The sequence below is a fragment of the Xenorhabdus sp. TS4 genome, assembly GCF_014467265.1.
GTDB lineage: Bacteria > Pseudomonadota > Gammaproteobacteria > Enterobacterales > Enterobacteriaceae > Xenorhabdus > Xenorhabdus ehlersii.
The window spans coordinates 46,558-63,216 of record NZ_NKHQ01000009.1; the positions used below are offsets into that span (position 1 = coordinate 46,558).

14 protein-coding genes, 1 tRNA gene and 1 pseudogene are annotated in these 16,659 nt (G+C 41.7%); 8 read left to right on the forward strand and 8 right to left on the reverse strand.

Annotation, left to right across the window (positions count from 1 at the left end; translation table 11 throughout):
• The first annotated feature begins 8 nt into the window (after positions 1-8).
• Together hpaC and dtpB are read left to right on the forward strand one after the other, a co-directional pair.
• Positions 9-527 (forward strand): 4-hydroxyphenylacetate 3-monooxygenase, reductase component, encoded by a 519-nt coding sequence (hpaC, locus tag Xets_RS06645; protein WP_187651368.1) that lies wholly within the window; start codon positions 9-11, stop codon positions 525-527.
• A gap of 579 nt (positions 528-1,106) precedes the next feature.
• Complete coding sequence (gene dtpB / locus Xets_RS06650) at positions 1,107-2,561, forward strand: dipeptide/tripeptide permease DtpB (RefSeq protein ID WP_099133811.1); 1,455 nt, start codon at positions 1,107-1,109, stop codon at positions 2,559-2,561.
• 152 nt (positions 2,562-2,713) lie between these two features.
• Here dtpB and fbaA read toward each other — a convergent pair whose 3' ends face one another.
• The 4 genes from fbaA to tkt form a co-directional block, all read right to left on the reverse strand.
• Positions 2,714-3,790: a class II fructose-bisphosphate aldolase gene (gene fbaA / locus Xets_RS06655; RefSeq protein WP_074019365.1), complete on the reverse strand. Its 1,077-nt coding sequence runs from the start codon at positions 3,788-3,790 to the stop codon at positions 2,714-2,716.
• A 58-nt stretch (positions 3,791-3,848) separates the two neighbouring features.
• On the reverse strand, positions 3,849-5,015 hold the full coding sequence (pgk, locus tag Xets_RS06660; RefSeq protein WP_099133809.1) for a phosphoglycerate kinase: 1,167 nt from the start codon (positions 5,013-5,015) through the stop codon (positions 3,849-3,851).
• Between the two features lie 74 nt (positions 5,016-5,089).
• Complete coding sequence (epd, locus tag Xets_RS06665) at positions 5,090-6,109, reverse strand: erythrose-4-phosphate dehydrogenase (protein ID WP_099133808.1); 1,020 nt, start codon at positions 6,107-6,109, stop codon at positions 5,090-5,092.
• Positions 6,110-6,399: 290 nt separating this feature from the next.
• Positions 6,400-8,394, reverse strand: coding sequence for a transketolase (gene tkt / locus Xets_RS06670; RefSeq protein ID WP_187651369.1), 1,995 nt, complete (start codon positions 8,392-8,394; stop codon positions 6,400-6,402).
• Positions 8,395-9,088: 694 nt separating this feature from the next.
• Here tkt and Xets_RS06675 point away from each other — a divergent pair.
• Together Xets_RS06675 and Xets_RS06680 are read left to right on the forward strand one after the other, a co-directional pair.
• Complete coding sequence (locus Xets_RS06675) at positions 9,089-9,943, forward strand: hypothetical protein (RefSeq protein WP_099133806.1); 855 nt, start codon at positions 9,089-9,091, stop codon at positions 9,941-9,943.
• A 324-nt stretch (positions 9,944-10,267) separates the two neighbouring features.
• On the forward strand, positions 10,268-10,813 hold the full coding sequence (locus tag Xets_RS06680) for a GNAT family N-acetyltransferase (RefSeq protein ID WP_255430573.1): 546 nt from the start codon (positions 10,268-10,270) through the stop codon (positions 10,811-10,813).
• Positions 10,814-10,868: 55 nt separating this feature from the next.
• Here Xets_RS06680 and Xets_RS06685 read toward each other — a convergent pair.
• Positions 10,869-10,945 (reverse strand) — tRNA-Asp (locus Xets_RS06685).
• Positions 10,946-11,082: 137 nt separating this feature from the next.
• On the reverse strand, positions 11,083-11,832 hold the full coding sequence (gene dnaQ / locus Xets_RS06690; protein ID WP_099133830.1) for a DNA polymerase III subunit epsilon: 750 nt from the start codon (positions 11,830-11,832) through the stop codon (positions 11,083-11,085).
• A 63-nt stretch (positions 11,833-11,895) separates the two neighbouring features.
• On the opposite strand from dnaQ, the gene rnhA reads away from it, so the two are divergent.
• Complete coding sequence (gene rnhA / locus Xets_RS06695; protein ID WP_099133805.1) at positions 11,896-12,378, forward strand: ribonuclease HI; 483 nt, start codon at positions 11,896-11,898, stop codon at positions 12,376-12,378.
• On the opposite strand, the gene Xets_RS06700 is transcribed toward rnhA, so the two are convergent.
• Positions 12,375-13,091 carry a class I SAM-dependent methyltransferase gene (locus tag Xets_RS06700; RefSeq protein WP_099133804.1) on the reverse strand — a complete coding sequence of 239 codons (717 nt, stop codon included), beginning with the start codon at positions 13,089-13,091 and terminating at the stop codon, positions 12,375-12,377. The genes rnhA and Xets_RS06700 overlap by 4 nt on opposite strands.
• A 52-nt stretch (positions 13,092-13,143) precedes the next feature.
• Between Xets_RS06700 and gloB the strand changes: the two genes are divergently transcribed.
• The 3 genes from gloB (at position 13,144) to Xets_RS06715 (ending at position 15,953) form a co-directional block, all read left to right on the forward strand.
• Positions 13,144-13,899 carry a hydroxyacylglutathione hydrolase gene (gene gloB / locus Xets_RS06705; RefSeq protein ID WP_099133803.1) on the forward strand — a complete coding sequence of 252 codons (756 nt, stop codon included), beginning with the start codon at positions 13,144-13,146 and terminating at the stop codon, positions 13,897-13,899.
• A 72-nt stretch (positions 13,900-13,971) separates the two neighbouring features.
• Positions 13,972-15,303 (forward strand): murein transglycosylase D, encoded by a 1,332-nt coding sequence (gene mltD, locus Xets_RS06710; RefSeq protein WP_099133802.1) that lies wholly within the window; start codon positions 13,972-13,974, stop codon positions 15,301-15,303.
• Positions 15,304-15,407: 104 nt separating this feature from the next.
• Positions 15,408-15,953 (forward strand): MepB family protein, encoded by a 546-nt coding sequence (locus Xets_RS06715; protein WP_187651370.1) that lies wholly within the window; start codon positions 15,408-15,410, stop codon positions 15,951-15,953.
• Positions 15,954-16,569: 616 nt separating this feature from the next.
• Here the strand turns inward: Xets_RS06715 and Xets_RS06720 are convergent.
• Positions 16,570-16,659, reverse strand: a pseudogene (locus Xets_RS06720) (IS5/IS1182 family transposase); the annotation flags it as partial.

The window sequence follows — 16,659 nt, forward strand, 5'->3', positions numbered from 1 at the left end:
GGCCTATTATGTCTGTAGAAAATAAACATCGCTCGCGTTTCAGGGATGCGATGGCAAGCCTTTCCGCTGCGGTGAATATCATCACCACGGATGGTCCTGCGGGGCGCTGCGGTATGACTGCAACGGCGGTGTGCTCTGTGACAGATACCCCTCCGACTCTGATGGTATGTATTAATCGCAATAGCGCCATGAATCCGGTATTTCAGGAAAATGGCCAGCTGTGTGTCAATATTCTGAATCATGAACAGGAATTGATGGCACGCCATTTCGCTGGCATGACTGGTGTCAGCATGGAGGAGCGCTTTAAATGGGATATCTGGAAAACTGGCATACTGGGACAACCCTTGCTACAAGGGACACTCGCCAATTTAGAGGGATGTATTAAGCAAGTACAGGAAGTCGGTACTCACTATGTATATCTAGTAGAAATAAAACAGATTATTGTTCGTGAAGAAGGTCATGGCCTTATTTACTTTAAGCGTAGTTTTCATCCAGTGATGGATAAAAATATGGCAACCGTTGTTTAAAAAAGCGCATTAAAACAGAAATATTCTCAACATAGCCTCCTAACATGAAGGTTCTTTAACAAAGAGCCTTCATCTCTAAATTTTTATCAATATCTTTTTAATTGATATTTAATAGACTTTGCTCTGAATATCAGCAAAAAATTTCAGTCTGAAAATCCTCAATATCACTCCAAAATACATAATAAAAACTTCATATATAGATGAAAGTGATTCCATTTCATATCCATTTTTATTTCATCTACCTCTTTTCAGCAAACAACAAACGAAAGAGATTAAATAGCAATCAAATTGATTTATTTGCGAGCACAAAACCCACTTATTAATAATTTTTGATATTAATTTAGTGAATATTCTGTCAGATCTGGTATTACTTTTTTTAGTTAGTGTGATCAACCGTCGAGAAGATATCATACCAGTGTATTAACCTCCCTCGTTTCACGGTCACCTTAAATAAATAAACAAAATCACAACTTGTGCGATACATTTGAGTTACAAATATGTTAACAACAGTATAATTATCTGAATATATTTTTATCTGAGTGTACTGCCCATCTAATGATAGCAAACAGAGGCATCACTATGAGTAAAACCGCTCCGATCGGTTTATGGGATCAACCCAAACCTTTCTTCATGATATTTTTTGTAGAACTATGGGAACGATTTGGCTACTACGGTGTTCAAGGCATTCTGGCTGTTTACTTCGTTCAACAACTTGGTTTTTCAGAAACACAATCATTTATCACTTTTGGCGCATTTACTGCGTTGGTCTACGGCCTAATTTCCATCGGTGGTTATGTTGGTGATCACTTACTGGGGACAAAACGAACCATTGTTTTGGGTGCTATCGTACTGGCGATAGGCTACTTCATGATTGGCCTTTCCATCATAAATCCTGAGCTGATTTTTTATGCCCTGGGAACCGTCGCTGTCGGTAATGGCCTTTTCAAAGCTAACCCAGCCAGTCTGCTGGCAAAATGTTACCAACCGCAAGATCCGCGTTTGGATGGTGCATTTACGCTATTTTATATGTCTATCAATCTTGGCTCTCTGGTCTCCCTCTCTCTTGCCCCCGTCATTGCCGAAAAATATGGTTATGCCATCACCTATAATATCTGCGGTATCGGTCTGATTATTGCCCTGTTGGTTTATATCGCCAGCCGTCGTATGGTACATAACATCGGTTCAGAGCCAGATCATGCCCCTTTGAGCTATATCACCTTGTTTTCGGTCTTAATCGGTACAGTTGTCATGATTGGCATCTGTGCATGGTTATTGCACAACATCAAAATTGCCAATATTGCCCTTATGGCGATCTCAACCATCGTTGTGGTCATTTTCTTCTGGCAGGCATTCAAACAGGATAGAGTCGGCCGCAATAAGATGTTTGTGGCATTGATTCTGATGCTTCAGGCTATCGTGTTCTTTATCCTGTATAACCAGATGCCAACTTCCCTCAACTTCTTCGCCATCAACAATGTTCATCACCAGATTCTGGGTTTTAATATCAATCCCATCAGTTTTCAGGCACTTAACCCATTCTGGATCATCGTCGTCAGCCCTATCTTGGCCGTGGTTTACACTAAACTGGGTAACAAAGGTAAAGATTTTTCCATGCCAACAAAATTCACCTTCGGCATGTTCTTGTGTTCTCTGGGGTTCCTGACCGCCGCAGCCTCTGGTTTATTTGCCGATGAAAATGGTATTACATCCCCATGGTTTATCGTGCTGGTATACCTGTTCCAGAGCGTCGGAGAGTTAATGATCAGCGCATTGGGACTGGCAATGGTAGCAACGTTTGTTCCTAGCTATCTGACTGGTTTTATTCTGGGTATGTGGTTCTTGTCACAAGCCGCAGCATCAGTGTTGGGTAGTTATGTGGCAACCTTTACTGCCGCACCAGAAGGCGTGACTAATCCACTGCAAACCCTGCCAATTTATACTAACGTATTCGGTAAAATTGGGATTGCAACCCTGATTGTCGCTGTGATTATGGCCTTTATGGTGCCGTGGTTGAACAAGATTATGAAAGCGTAACCTGTCTAATCCTGCTTGATTAAACAAATTTTCCGCTCGTTGATAAGTCAAATAACGGGTGGGAAATACCAAGCTGAGCTGGCTAATTCAAAAAAGAACTTAGCCAGCTTTTATATTAGCTAAGTAATAAATTTTATATAAATAACAATTTATTACAGCACATCAACTGCATTCAGTTCTTTAAAAGCCTGCTCCAGACGAACAACCATGGAAGCCTGAGCAGCACGCAACCAAACACGTGGATCATAGAACTTCTTGTTAGGCTTATCTGCACCTTCAGGGTTACCTAACTGGCCTTGCAGGTAGCCCTCATTCTTTTTGTAGTAGTTCAGGATACCTTCCCAAGTTGCCCACTGGGTATCGGTATCGATATTCATTTTCACTACACCGTAACTCACGGCTTCCTGAATCTCTTCTGCGGTAGAGCCAGAGCCACCGTGGAAGACAAAATCCAGACTGTTGTGTGGCAGGTTGAATTTTTCAGAAACGTAGTCCTGTGAATTGCGCAGAATTTTTGGCGTCAGTTTAACGTTGCCAGGTTTGTATACACCATGAACGTTACCGAAAGAAGCCGCGATGGTGAAACGCGGGCTGATAGCGTTCAGTTTCTCATACGCATAAGCCACATCTTCTGGCTGTGTATACAGGGAAGAGCTGTCCAGATGGGAATTATCAACACCATCTTCTTCACCACCAGTGCAACCCAGTTCGATTTCCAGTGTCATGTCGATTTTCGCCATACGTGCCAGATATTGGCTGCAAATCTCGATATTTTCTTCCAGAGATTCTTCTGACAGGTCGATCATGTGAGAGGAGAACAGAGGCTTACCTGTTTGCGCGTAGTGTTTCTCACCCGCTTCCAGCAGGCCATCGATCCATGGCAGCAGTTTACGTGCACAATGGTCGGTATGCAGGATAACAGGCACACCATAATGTTCTGCCATCTGGTGAACATGGTGGGCACCAGAAATAGCACCGATAATCGCTGCTTGTTGACCTTCTGCTTTCAGACCCTTACCGGCAATGAAAGAGGCACCACCGTTAGAAAACTGGATAATGACCGGAGCACGTACTTTTGCCGCCGTTTCCAACACCGCGTTGATGGAATCAGTACCGACGCAGTTAACCGCTGGTAACGCGAAATTGTTTTCTTTAGCGACAGCAAAGACTTTTTGAACATCATCACCAGTGATGACACCCGGTTTTACGAAATCAAAAATTTTAGACATGTTACGTGGTCCTGTATTGACATTGAACAGGCAGCCAATGCTGCCTGTTTATTACAACTTAATTACTTTTAGCACGTTCTTCCAGCATCACCACAGCTGGCAGTTTTTTGCCTTCAACGAACTCAAGGAAAGCACCACCACCAGTAGAGATGTAAGAGATCTTATCGGCAATTTCGAACAGATCGATTGCCGCCAAGGTATCACCGCCCCCTGCGATAGAGAAAGCATCACTCTCAGCAATTGCACGGGCAATAATTTCGGTTCCTTTACGGAAATTAGGGAATTCAAAAACACCTACAGGACCATTCCACAAAATAGTCTTGGCGCTTTTCAGGATTTCAGCCAGACGTTCGGCAGAAGCATCACCCAAGTCAAGGATCTGCTCTTCATCTTGAATTTCGCTGGTGGATTTCAGCGTTGCTTCCGCAGTCTCAGAGAATTCTGTCGCAACACGAACATCGGTAGGAACTGGGATGTCACAACTTTCCATCAGTTTTTTCGCTTCTGAGATCAAATCATCTTCGTACAGCGAACGACCAACATTGTGTCCTTCTGCGGCAACAAATGTATTAGCAATTCCACCACCCACGATCAGCTGATCGGCAATTTTGGACAGCGAATCAAGAACGGTCAGTTTAGTTGAAACCTTAGATCCCCCTACAATCGCCACCATTGGACGGGCAGGATTGTGCAATGCTTGACCCAAAGCTTCCAGTTCACCAGATAGCAGTGGGCCAGCACAAGCAATAGGGGCAAACTTAGCAACACCATGAGTTGACGCTTGTGCACGGTGCGCAGTACCAAAAGCATCCATTACATACACATCACACAGTGCAGCATACTGTTTTGATAACGTTTCATCGTCTTTTTTCTCACCTTTGTTGAAGCGAACGTTTTCCAGAACCACTAATTCGCCTTCCGACACTTCAACACCATCCAGATAGGTTTTTTCCAGACGAACAGGAGAAGAAAGTGCTTCTTTCAAATAATCAACGACAGGTTGCAGTGAGAACTCTTCGTTGTATTCTCCCTCAGTTGGGCGTCCCAGGTGAGAAGTAACCATGACCTTGGCTCCCTGATTCAACGCAGCCTCAATTGTCGGCAAAGACGCACGGATACGTGCATCAGAAGTCACTTTGCCATCTTTTACAGGCACATTAAGATCAGCACGGATCAATACGCGTTTACCCGCCAGATCTAAATCAGTCATCTTAATTACAGACATGGTGAATCCTCTCATTGATTCTTTATAAAATTACTCAATCTTCTGCTGTGTGCTGTTTGTGACACAACAAATGATTATTTGAAACCGGTTGCGGCCATTGCCAGTGTCGTATCAATCATACGATTGGCAAAGCCCCACTCATTGTCACACCACACAAGGGTTTTAATCAGGTGCTTCCCGCTAACCCTCGTTTGTGTGCCATCCACAATAGCACTGTGGGGATCGTGGTTAAAATCCGTTGAAACCAACGGCAGATCAGTGTAATCCACTATACCATGAAACGCCCTGGCCGCTGATTTTTGCAGGAGTTGGTTCACATCTTCCACACTCACTGGCGAACAGACAGTTACGCTCAAGTCAATGGCTGTCACATTGATAGTAGGTACCCGAACAGAAATCGCCTCAAACCGATCATTAAATTTAGGGAAAATACGAGTGATCCCCGCAGCCAGTTTTGTATCAACAGGAATGATGGATTGACTGGCCGCCCGGGTTCGACGTAAATCACAGTGATAAGCATCAATCACAGGTTGATCATTCATCGATGCGTGAATGGTTGTCACCGTACCAGATTCAATATTGAACGCATCGTCCAACATTTTAATGATTGGAATGATGCAGTTTGTTGTACAGGATGCATTAGAAACAATGCGATCTTCGGCAACCAATGAATGGTGATTAACACCATATACTACGGTAGCATCCAGATTATTGCCTCCTGGATGCGCAAATAGGACTTTTTTAGCTCCGCTGGCGATATGAGACTCTCCGTCTGCCCGTTCACCATACTTACCTGTGCAATCAAGAACAATATCAATGCCCAACTCTTTCCACGGCAGAGCCGAGATATTCGGTTGATGAAACAGCCGGATGCTATCGTCTCCTATTTGCAATAAATCATTATTCAGGCGTACATCCCATGCAAAACGCCCATGACTGGAATCGTATTTCAACAAGTGAGCAATACCTTGTGCATTTGCCAACTCATTGATAGCGATCACTGAAATTTCAGCTTGACGCCCGGATTCGTAAAGAGCACGCAAAACGCTGCGCCCTATTCTTCCGAAACCATTAATCGCTACCCTGATAGTCATGTTACTCCCTGAATTTCTCTGTAGTTACGCGACCGCTTAGGATAACTGAGCAATGTCTACTTGTACTGATAATTCATCACAAAATTAATCAGATTGTGACAGACAAGACATTTTATTATCTCATTTATGCACTTAAACTGAAACGGTTCAGCAACCATGAAAGCAGATTACGAGAAAAAAAGAGTGATGGCAAGCGCCATTCGTCACATTATGGAGGAAAAGTTGAACAAAAAAAGAGCGCATTCGCCCTAAAATTGATGCGAATGCGCTTAATAGGGATTATTTGCCGATTATTTCAGCAAAGCTGTTGCCTTGGCTACTACATTTTCAACAGTGAAACCAAACTCTTTGAACAGAACATCAGCTGGTGCAGATTCACCGAAAGTGTTCATACCGACGATAGCGCCATTGATACCAGCATATTTGAACCAGTAATCAGAAATACCCGCTTCGATGGCAACACGTGCAGAAACCGCCGCTGGCAGTACCGCTTCACGGTATGCAGCATCCTGCTTATCGAAAGCATCGGTAGATGGCATAGAAACCACGCGAACCTGACGACCTTCGGCAGTCAGTTGCTCAGCCGCTTTCACTGCCAATTCCACTTCGGAACCTGTTGCAATCAGGATCAATTCAGGCTGGCTTACGCAATCCTTCAGGATGTAAGCCCCTTTCTCGATATTCGCCAATTGCTCAGCAGTACGATCCTGCTGTGCCAGGTTTTGACGGGAGAAGATCAGTGAAGTTGGACCATCTTTGCGCTCAATCGCATATTTCCACGCAACCGCAGATTCAACCTGGTCACATGGACGCCATGTGCTCATGTTTGGCGTTACGCGCAGGCTAGCAATCTGCTCGACTGGCTGGTGAGTTGGGCCATCTTCACCCAAGCCGATGGAATCGTGGGTATAAACGAAGATGCTACGCGCTTTCATCAGTGCCGCCATGCGTACAGCGTTACGGGCATATTCCACGAACATCAGGAATGTTGCACCATAAGGCACAAAACCACCATGCAATGCGATACCGTTCATGATGGCAGACATACCGAATTCACGCACACCGTAGTGAATGTAGTTACCGTCCTGAACTTCATTCAGAGGCTTGGAGCCAGACCACATGGTCAGGTTACTTGGTGCTAAGTCAGCAGAACCACCCATGAATTCCGGCAGAACTTTACCGAATGCTTCCAGTGCATTTTGTGATGCCTTACGGCTAGCAATGGAGGCTGGGTTCTGTTGCAGTTTTTCAATAAATGCTTTGGATTCAGCTTCCCAATTCGCTGGCAGCTCACCGCTGGTACGACGGTTGAATTCAGCAGCCAGTTCTGGATAAGCTTGCGCATATGCAGCAAATTCCTCTTCCCAGCTTGCTTCTTTGGTTTTGCCAGCTTCCTGGGCGTTCCAGCCAGCGTAAATGTTCTGGGGAATTTCAAACGCAGGATGTTCCCAACCCAGCGCTTTACGGGTTGCTTCAATTTCAGCATCGCCCAGCGGGGAACCGTGACATTCTTCTTTGCCTGCTTTATTTGGTGAACCAAAGCCGATGATGGTTTTGCACATCAACAGGGATGGTTTGTTTGTTTCTTTGCGTGCTGCTTCGATAGCTGCCGCAATAGCGTCAGAGTCATGACCATCTACGCCACGGATAACATGCCAGCCATAGGCTTCAAAGCGCGCAGCGGTATCATCAGTGAACCAACCTTCTACCTCACCGTCGATAGAGATACCGTTATCATCATAGAATGCGATTAATTTGCCCAGTTTCAGTGTACCCGCCAAAGAGCAAACTTCATGGGAGATCCCTTCCATCATACAGCCGTCACCCATGAACACATAAGTGTAGTGATCGACGATATCATGGCCTGGACGGTTAAACTGCGCTGCCAGTGTGCGTTCTGCAATCGCAAAACCTACTGCATTGGCGATACCCTGTCCCAGTGGGCCAGTAGTGGTTTCTACACCTGGAGTATAGCCATATTCTGGATGGCCCGGAGTTTTAGAGTGCAATTGACGGAAATTCTTCAAATCATCAATAGAAACATCATAACCCGTCAGATGTAGAAGACTGTATATCAGCATGGAGCCGTGACCATTAGATAACACGAAACGGTCACGATCAACCCAGCCAGGATTCGAAGGGTTATGGTTCAAATAATCACGCCACAGCACTTCGGCAATGTCAGCCATTCCCATTGGTGCACCAGGATGCCCTGATTTTGCTTTCTGCACAGCATCCATGCTCAAGAAGCGGATAGCATTAGCAAGGGTTTTACGAGTGGTCATTCTTTACTCCAATTCGGATAAAAGCGTTAGTGAACTAAGGATTAATTTTCGCAGCGCAGCATACAAACCGCAATCATTAATGCCAGATAATTAATGCCGGATGATAAGAAAAACTATCTTAATTTCTCCTTGACAATAATTATTTGATTTACCTCGTTGTTTTGGTTCTCTGTCAAGACCATGCTGACAACTAAAGGTGCTCTTGCGCAAATGGGGAATAATTTCCTAGCGTGACTTGCGCAATAGAAAACTACATATTAGACACGATACCCAATAGGTTAATCAAGGCTAAAAAGACCCATTTTTCTGCCAAATTAGGATAATGAACAAAATTCACTTGTAATATATTTTGATGTCAACTGCAATTTTGGTGATATTTTCTGTTCCAGAGATACATTCCCTTGCTATATGCCATGGCCTGAAAGTCTGCTGGGAAAGCTAATTTCTCTATAAAAAATAAAAAAACAAAATAAAAATTTATGAATAAACCATTCATGGATAGCTATCATTATTCTATTTTTATTTTAAATAAATTATCACTAAATATAAAAGTAACCCATAAAAATATGCCACCAACTCAATAAAATTTAATTATTAGATGATAAAAAAAAGTAATTTGAATTCACGCTATAAAAAGGTGAACTTATAAACTTATCATCATTTAACAACATTCAAAAATAATTAAGGAAATAACATGAAGAAAATAATTATTTTTATTTATTTATATTTATTGGGATTACAAATAACTTTTGCTGACGTTAATTCAATAAATACAAACTCTGGTTACGAGCTTGCGACAGAATTAACTCAAAGATATAACGATACTAGAAATGATTGTGGAGATGGGGATCATCCTGCATTTTTATGCTCTGGAATTATGTTAAGAGGAACAATTCCTTCAGATGACTATCATTCCTGGGATCCCAGTCCACGTTCACAAAGAAGCGGTGGTGTCTCGTTTTCTTATTTGAGAACTGATTCTAAACTTGTTACATTAGATGCTGATTACACAAATGGTTTCATTTTTTCTCCTTATTTATCCGCATCAGTAAATAATAAACAACACCCTGAAGCTCTTTGCTATTTCCCTCTCAATGCAATCTCTGCCGACAGAGATGACAAAGGATGTGGTGCTATTCCTGGTATACCTCACAGTGCTCCTTGTCAACAGCAGGGAATTACCACTGCGCAACAGTGGATAGAAAATGGCAGTGATGAAGAGAATCAATGTGGTTTTGATGTGAGCATTAAACCAGGAGAAAATCATGCTGATGCCTTCATACAGGGAGTTCAGGCACGTTTGCAGCTCTCGTTAACAGTCAATAATGAGTTAATATTGGCTACCTGGCCTCAAAATATTCCCAATGAATTACCTGTCGAAGCCTTTTTTTATCTTCAAGGAGGGCTAAATGGTGCGCAACATGATCAAAGGGACTTTTATAATCTCACAAGAAAAATAATACCGATTATACGGATAGATCTTCCTACTGATTACAATCAAGATGCTACTTTTACTTATAATCCAGAAGATCAAATCGTTAACGATTAAAATAAAGAACAAAAAAATAAATCTAAAGGCCAAAATAAGTTTCATCAAGTACTAAAACTAAGATTTAATCGTAGAATGTGGCTATTCACGAAAACAATATAATCTCAATCGTAAATAGCCACAACACAAAATGGTATAAAACCAAAAATAAAACAACAAAAATTTTATATATCTATTTTTTTTGCATATAAAAATCATAAATAAAAAATATTTTAAAACACAAAAAATATAATTACACAAAGGATTATAATTGATGTTTTTATAGACTGGATATTAAGTTATCTGTATGTTGTAAATCACATTTTATTTCAAACCTAACTACAAATGCCTAAATCTAACCTAACATTCAATCCAATACCGACACTAACTATCATGCAACTAGATTCCATCAATACAAAACGCGATGAACTTATTCATTTACTATATGACTGTGTCGAAAGTAATGCCTCCATCGGCTTTATTGCACCACTGGAAGAAAACGAAGCAGAACAATACTGGCAAGATGTCGAAGCAGATCTTATATCAGATCATCGATTGCTCCTTGTCGCACCAGAAGGTGAAAACATCGCAGGTTCAGTGCAACTTTCCCTCTGCAAGAAAAAGAATGGCCTGCACCGCGCCGACGTGGAAAAACTGATGGTACATACCGCTTATCGCCAGCGTGGGCTTGGTAGAAAGTTGATGAATGAACTTGAGCATTTGGCAAAACAGCATCAACGTCATTTACTGGTATTGGACACGCGCACTAACGATCCAGCTTCTACACTTTACCGAAAATGTGGTTTTATTGAAGTCGGGCAGATCCCCAATTTTGTCATCGATTCCAACGGGGAATTTTCAGGGACAACGTATTTTTATAAATCCATTTGAAATGTTATGCAAAAAACAAAAAGCCCTGAGTCAAAAACTCAGGGCTTATAAATTCTGGCGGTGCGGACGGGACTCGAACCCGCGACCCCCGGCGTGACAGGCCGGTATTCTAACCAACTGAACTACCGCACCGCATGGCGTTCTGGTTGAGAACGCGGTGGATAATACGGGCTACGATAAAATCCGTCAATCGCTTTTTATAACAAAACAGTTCATCTGCACAGTTTTTCGCCTCAATTATGCATTTACCACCATTTTGCCGCTGTTTCTCAATGTATCTGTTCAGATTTTATACGCCAAAGACAGCTTCCCCCCTTTTTTTCCACCAAATCCAAACGAGATTCATGCTGAATTAATTCTTCATCGGAAGCATAAACAATTTTCAGCCCTGACTGTGGACGAGTAATCTTTTGGATTTCTGCCACCTGCGTACTGCCTGACGTTTCTCCTTCCATCGAAAAAACCAATGATGTCTGACCACCTGTCATTGACAGATAAACATCTGCCAGAATCTCGGCATCGAGCAACGCCCCGTGAAGAGTACGTTTTGAGTTATCGATATGGTAACGGTCACATAACGCATCGAGATTATTACGTTTACCGGGGAAAAGTTTTCTCGCCAATACCAAACTATCTGTAATGGTACAAAACTCAGCAGTGGGTGGAATATCTCGATTCAATTTACTGAATTCATAATCCATAAAGCCGATATCAAACGTTGCGTTATGAATAATCAACTCAGCACCACGGATAAACTCAATAAATTCATCAGCGATATCAGCAAATTTCGGTTTATCCTGCAAAAATTCATCACTAATCCCATGAACTTCAAACGCTTCGGGATCAACTAAACGTTCTGGTTTGACATAAATATGAAAATGGCGTCCTGTCAGACGACGATTGATAACCTCCACGGCACCAATTTCAATGATGTTGTGTCCCTCATAGTGAACACCTAACTTGTTCATACCAGTTGTTTCGGTATCGAGGACTATTTGGCGGGTAATAGCAGTGCTCATAATGTTTTTTTGTGTCAGACTTAGATTTTTGATTAAAGACAATATAGGAAGAGTCTACCAAAAATGAACAAACAGGTAGAAATTTTCACCGATGGTTCTTGCCTCGGTAATCCTGGTCCTGGCGGATATGGCGTTTTACTTCGCTACCAACAACAAGAAAAAACCTTGAGTGGCGGTTATTTTCACACAACCAATAACCGTATGGAATTAATAGCAGCCATAATAGGATTGGAAGCTCTCAAACGTCCCTGTACCGTGATCCTGACGACGGACAGCCAGTATGTACGTCAAGGGATCACCCAATGGATACATAACTGGAAAAAACGCGGCTGGAAAAAAGCGGACAAATCTCCCGTCGTCAATGTCGATCTCTGGCAGCGGCTCGATAAAGCTATCTCGCTGCATGACATTGATTGGCGCTGGGTCAAAGGCCACGCCGGACATCGGGAGAATGAACAGTGTGATGAGCTAGCTCGCACAGCCGCTAATAACCCTACTCAAACGGATGATGGCTATACCGAAAGCGAAAATTCACCCACCAGCTAATAACGTCGGTGAATATTTTTCGCCGCTCCCAGTGCATTACTGAATCTTGGTTTCATCAATGTTGCCCGCATGGGGTTTAATGTCAACGGTATTGTCCGTTTGCGGGCAATAATCACATTCAGACAACCAAATATTGACATGTAGGAGTTATCAAAACGCTTTCCGCTTTGCCACGGTAAAACATGGAAGTTGGCATGATGGATAACTTCATAATTAAGAAGACGCAGCCAATCCAATTGGCGCAGTATTGTAAACATTTGAGTTCTGCAAGATTGTCGACGATAAACTGGGGCAATCATGTTCCTGAAACCTAATATACTCATTGGATTAAAACCACTGATAACCAACCAACCATCGTCTATCATAATCCTATCGACTTCTCTCAAAAGCCAATGTGGATCAATACTATAAGTCAACATATGTGCTAACAAACAGGCATCAACAGATTTAGTTGCAAAAGGGAGATAATTGGGATCAGTAATGACATCCATACTTTGCCCTTGTAACCCTATATTGACTTGATGGCTGACCAAACAGGAACGAGTATCAATTTCGGCACTTAAGTTACCGATTTTCACTAAATGAAAACCAAAGATTTTGGGCCACCACGGTTCCAATTGACGTTCCAAGGCAACACGGTAATATTCCCCCCACGGTAACTCGGCCCAAGAAGCAGGGAGGGTTATTTGCTTAATTGAACGTGCTGATCGCATGTCATCTTCCTTTCAACCTACTTATAAACCTACTATGAAAATGAGGCACATAATGGATCTTATCAGGATACCGGCCCTTTCAGATAACTACATTTGGTTACTTTGTGATGAAAACAAGCATTGTGCCATTATCGATCCTGCTGAATCACAGCCTGTCATTGATATTTTAGCAGCAAATCAACTTACTCCCGCTGCGATACTGCTGACGCACCACCATTATGATCACGTTGGCGGGGTTCCCGGACTACTCAAACAATATCCTGAATTACCTGTATATGGCCCTGAAGAGACACAAAACAAAGGAATAACTCATATTGTCCATGAAAATAATACCGTTGAAATAGGAAGTTTTTCTTTTCGGATCATAGCACTACCAGGACATACACTTGGCCACATTGCATTCTATCAGGCTCCCTATCTGTTTTGTGGAGATACTCTGTTTTCTGGCGGTTGTGGACGACTATTTGAAGGTACAGCCGAACAAATGTTTTCCTCTCTGGAGAAAATTTCATCATTACCCGATGATACATTGATCTGCTGTGCTCACGAATACACGGCGGCAAATATGAAATTTGCAAAAGCAGTATTACCTGACAATCAGATTATTCACGATTATTATCAAGAAATTCTTAAATTACGTGAAAATAACCAAGCAACAATCCCAACAGATTTACAAACAGAGAAAAAAATCAATGTTTTCTTAAATTGCCACGATATTGATTTACAAAAAAATATCGGTATCAAACCTAATTCAATGCCACTTTCTTCTATTTTTCAGCAATTAAGGATTTATAAAGATCGATTTTAATTTTATTGGGTTGTCTTCTACGTAATAGGCCAGTATCATTGCTCACCTTTTAGGCAAGCATTAGAAAAGAACATGAAGACAAAAACGATCTTGTTCACCTCTGTTCTTCTTGCTGGGTGTCAATCGAGCCTGCAAACAAAGGCTCCTTCCCAGCAACAAGCACAGAAGATGTCTTCAACGAATCAGAAAGCAAACGGTATTGCAGAATCAGATGATCCTGCAAACTGGAAGGTGAGTCCGACAGCCCAACAAGATTTGTGGGGACATATTCGCGATGAGTTGAAGATGGAAGCTCCTGATAATAGCAGGGTGCGCGAACAACAAAGTTACTATTTGAAACACAAGGGCCATATCCAAAATGTAATATTGCGTGCAGAACCGTACATTTATTGGATAGTTGAGCAACTTGATAATCGACATATGCCAATGGAACTGGTATTGCTGCCCATAGTGGAGAGTGCCTTTGACCCCCATGCTACTTCCTACGCCAAGGCGGCAGGATTATGGCAGATTATCCCAAGTACTGGCCGTCATTATGGCCTGAAACAAGATAAATGGTACGATGCCCGTCGTGACATTGCGGCATCAACAACCGTCGCTCTTGATATGCTTGAATATCTCAACACACGATTCAATGGGGATTGGCTTTTGACCATTGCCGCTTACAACAGTGGCGAAGGCAGGGTTATACGTGCTATCAAAGACAATAAAGCACAAGGGAAACCAACAGATTTCTGGTCGTTGTCACTGCCACGGGAAACAATGCACTATGTTCCCAAGATATTGGCACTGAGTAATATCATTCGCCATAACGAACAGTTTGGTTTCAAACTTCCTAAGCCTAACAACCAACACGCTCTGGCAAAGGTTGAAGTAGGGCAACAGATCATGTTGTCACAAGCGGCTGAATTATCCGGGCTATCATTGACATCAATCAGAGCATATAACCCGGGCTATAAACAAGGTATGACGTCTCCTTATGGACCGCATTACATCTTGCTACCAATGAAGAACGTTAATCAATTTAAGGCGTCCTTGGCAAATAAAAACGTCTTGAATGACATCCGCCTCGCGGTTAAACACAATACCTACAAATTACAGCAACAAAGTCACTATACCGTTCGTGCCGGTGATACATTGTCCGCGATTGCAAAGCGCTTCAAGACCACTCACCGAGAGTTGCAAAAACTGAACAGCTTAAAAACGGCTGATCGGCTTAAGATCGGCCAAGTGCTGAAAATCGATAGTAGTGGCCCCGTCACCTATCAAGTGCGCAAAGGGGATTCATTTTTCAGTATCGCTAAACGTCATGGTGTGAATCTTAATGATTTAATTAGTTGGAATAAAAACCTAAAAATCAAAGAGATAAAACCTGGTATAGCTCTGACGCTTTACCTTAATTAAGGGAGTTTATCCTCTCCAATATATCGTTCCCTGTCCCAAAGGACAGGGACTTTATTGCATTGACAATAAAATGATAATTAGAATCAAGAAAGAGGAAATGCAAATTGTCATCATTAAAACAAAATATAAATAATCTACCTAATACCTTTATCGAAATAAAAGAGTATCTCCTACTCCCTTCTGCATTCCCATTAACCTCTACTCCCTATCTCGAAACAGAAAGCCGCGATTATAGTGCCATGTGGTTTCAACTGGATGGTAAATCGATAGTTTTTCGTCAAGCTAAAATAACACCTAATAAACAAGGACAATTTGTTACTCTTTGGAAAAGGCCGGCTCCAGATTCAGAAATAATGCCTTTTGAAAAAAGTGATAAAATTGATTTTTGTCTAATAGCGACTTTTTCTGAGCATCAAAAAGGCATGTTTCTGTTTGACTCACATATTCTGATAAAACAAGGTGTTTTCTCAAGTCAAACTAAAGCTGGTAAAAGAGCTATTCGTGTTTATCCTACCTGGGTATTCCCTACATCAAAACAAGCACTCCAAACAAAAAAATGGCAATCCCCATATTTTATAAATTTCGATAAACAGAAAACAGCCATTGAGAAATTTAAGAATATTTTCCTAAATTATAATCACAAAATATAATAATTAAACTAAATTATTACAACCCGAAAAAGGCTGGAAATAAAAAACCTCATTTCCAAAAATAACCTTTTTTGTGAGCAAGCTCATAAAATAAGAATGATCATGGTTATTCTAAAAATTAGATACATTTTCTATCGGAAATTCATTGTGTTATAAAAACCCTCTCGATACTAATACAATATGACTCAGCATGATGCACTAACCAGAGTTAATCTTCCGAAAATTTATTTTACAACGGCAATGTTTTTAATTTTTTACTCTGTGATTTTACAATTCCCCTTTTTCCTTTACTTGATTTTATTTGGTTTTTAATTGTCTGCTCCTTATTATTTTCGACAGAATTTTTTATCACGAATGGAACAAGTCATTCTGGCTTAATCGGACATTTTTGCCTTATTCAAAACAGGAAGCCCCTATTTTCAGCTTATTGTCAGACTGGAAAAGTATGTGCGCAGAATAGGCTCTCCCTTCCTGCCGAATATGGCGATGCCCCTATTAAGCCCATTGCCATTCTATATTCCATCGGCATGACTTCAGGGAGACAGACAATGTCAGAGAAAGAGAAAAAGCACCTCACAAAATTGCAGGAAGGAAAAGCGCTGTTAGGCTGCGTCCCTTAATTAGATAACCGCCTGTAAAAGAGTCGAATACAGCCTAATTTCACCATGGACAAATAGTTTCGTGCGGTTTTTTCGTAACGGGTTGC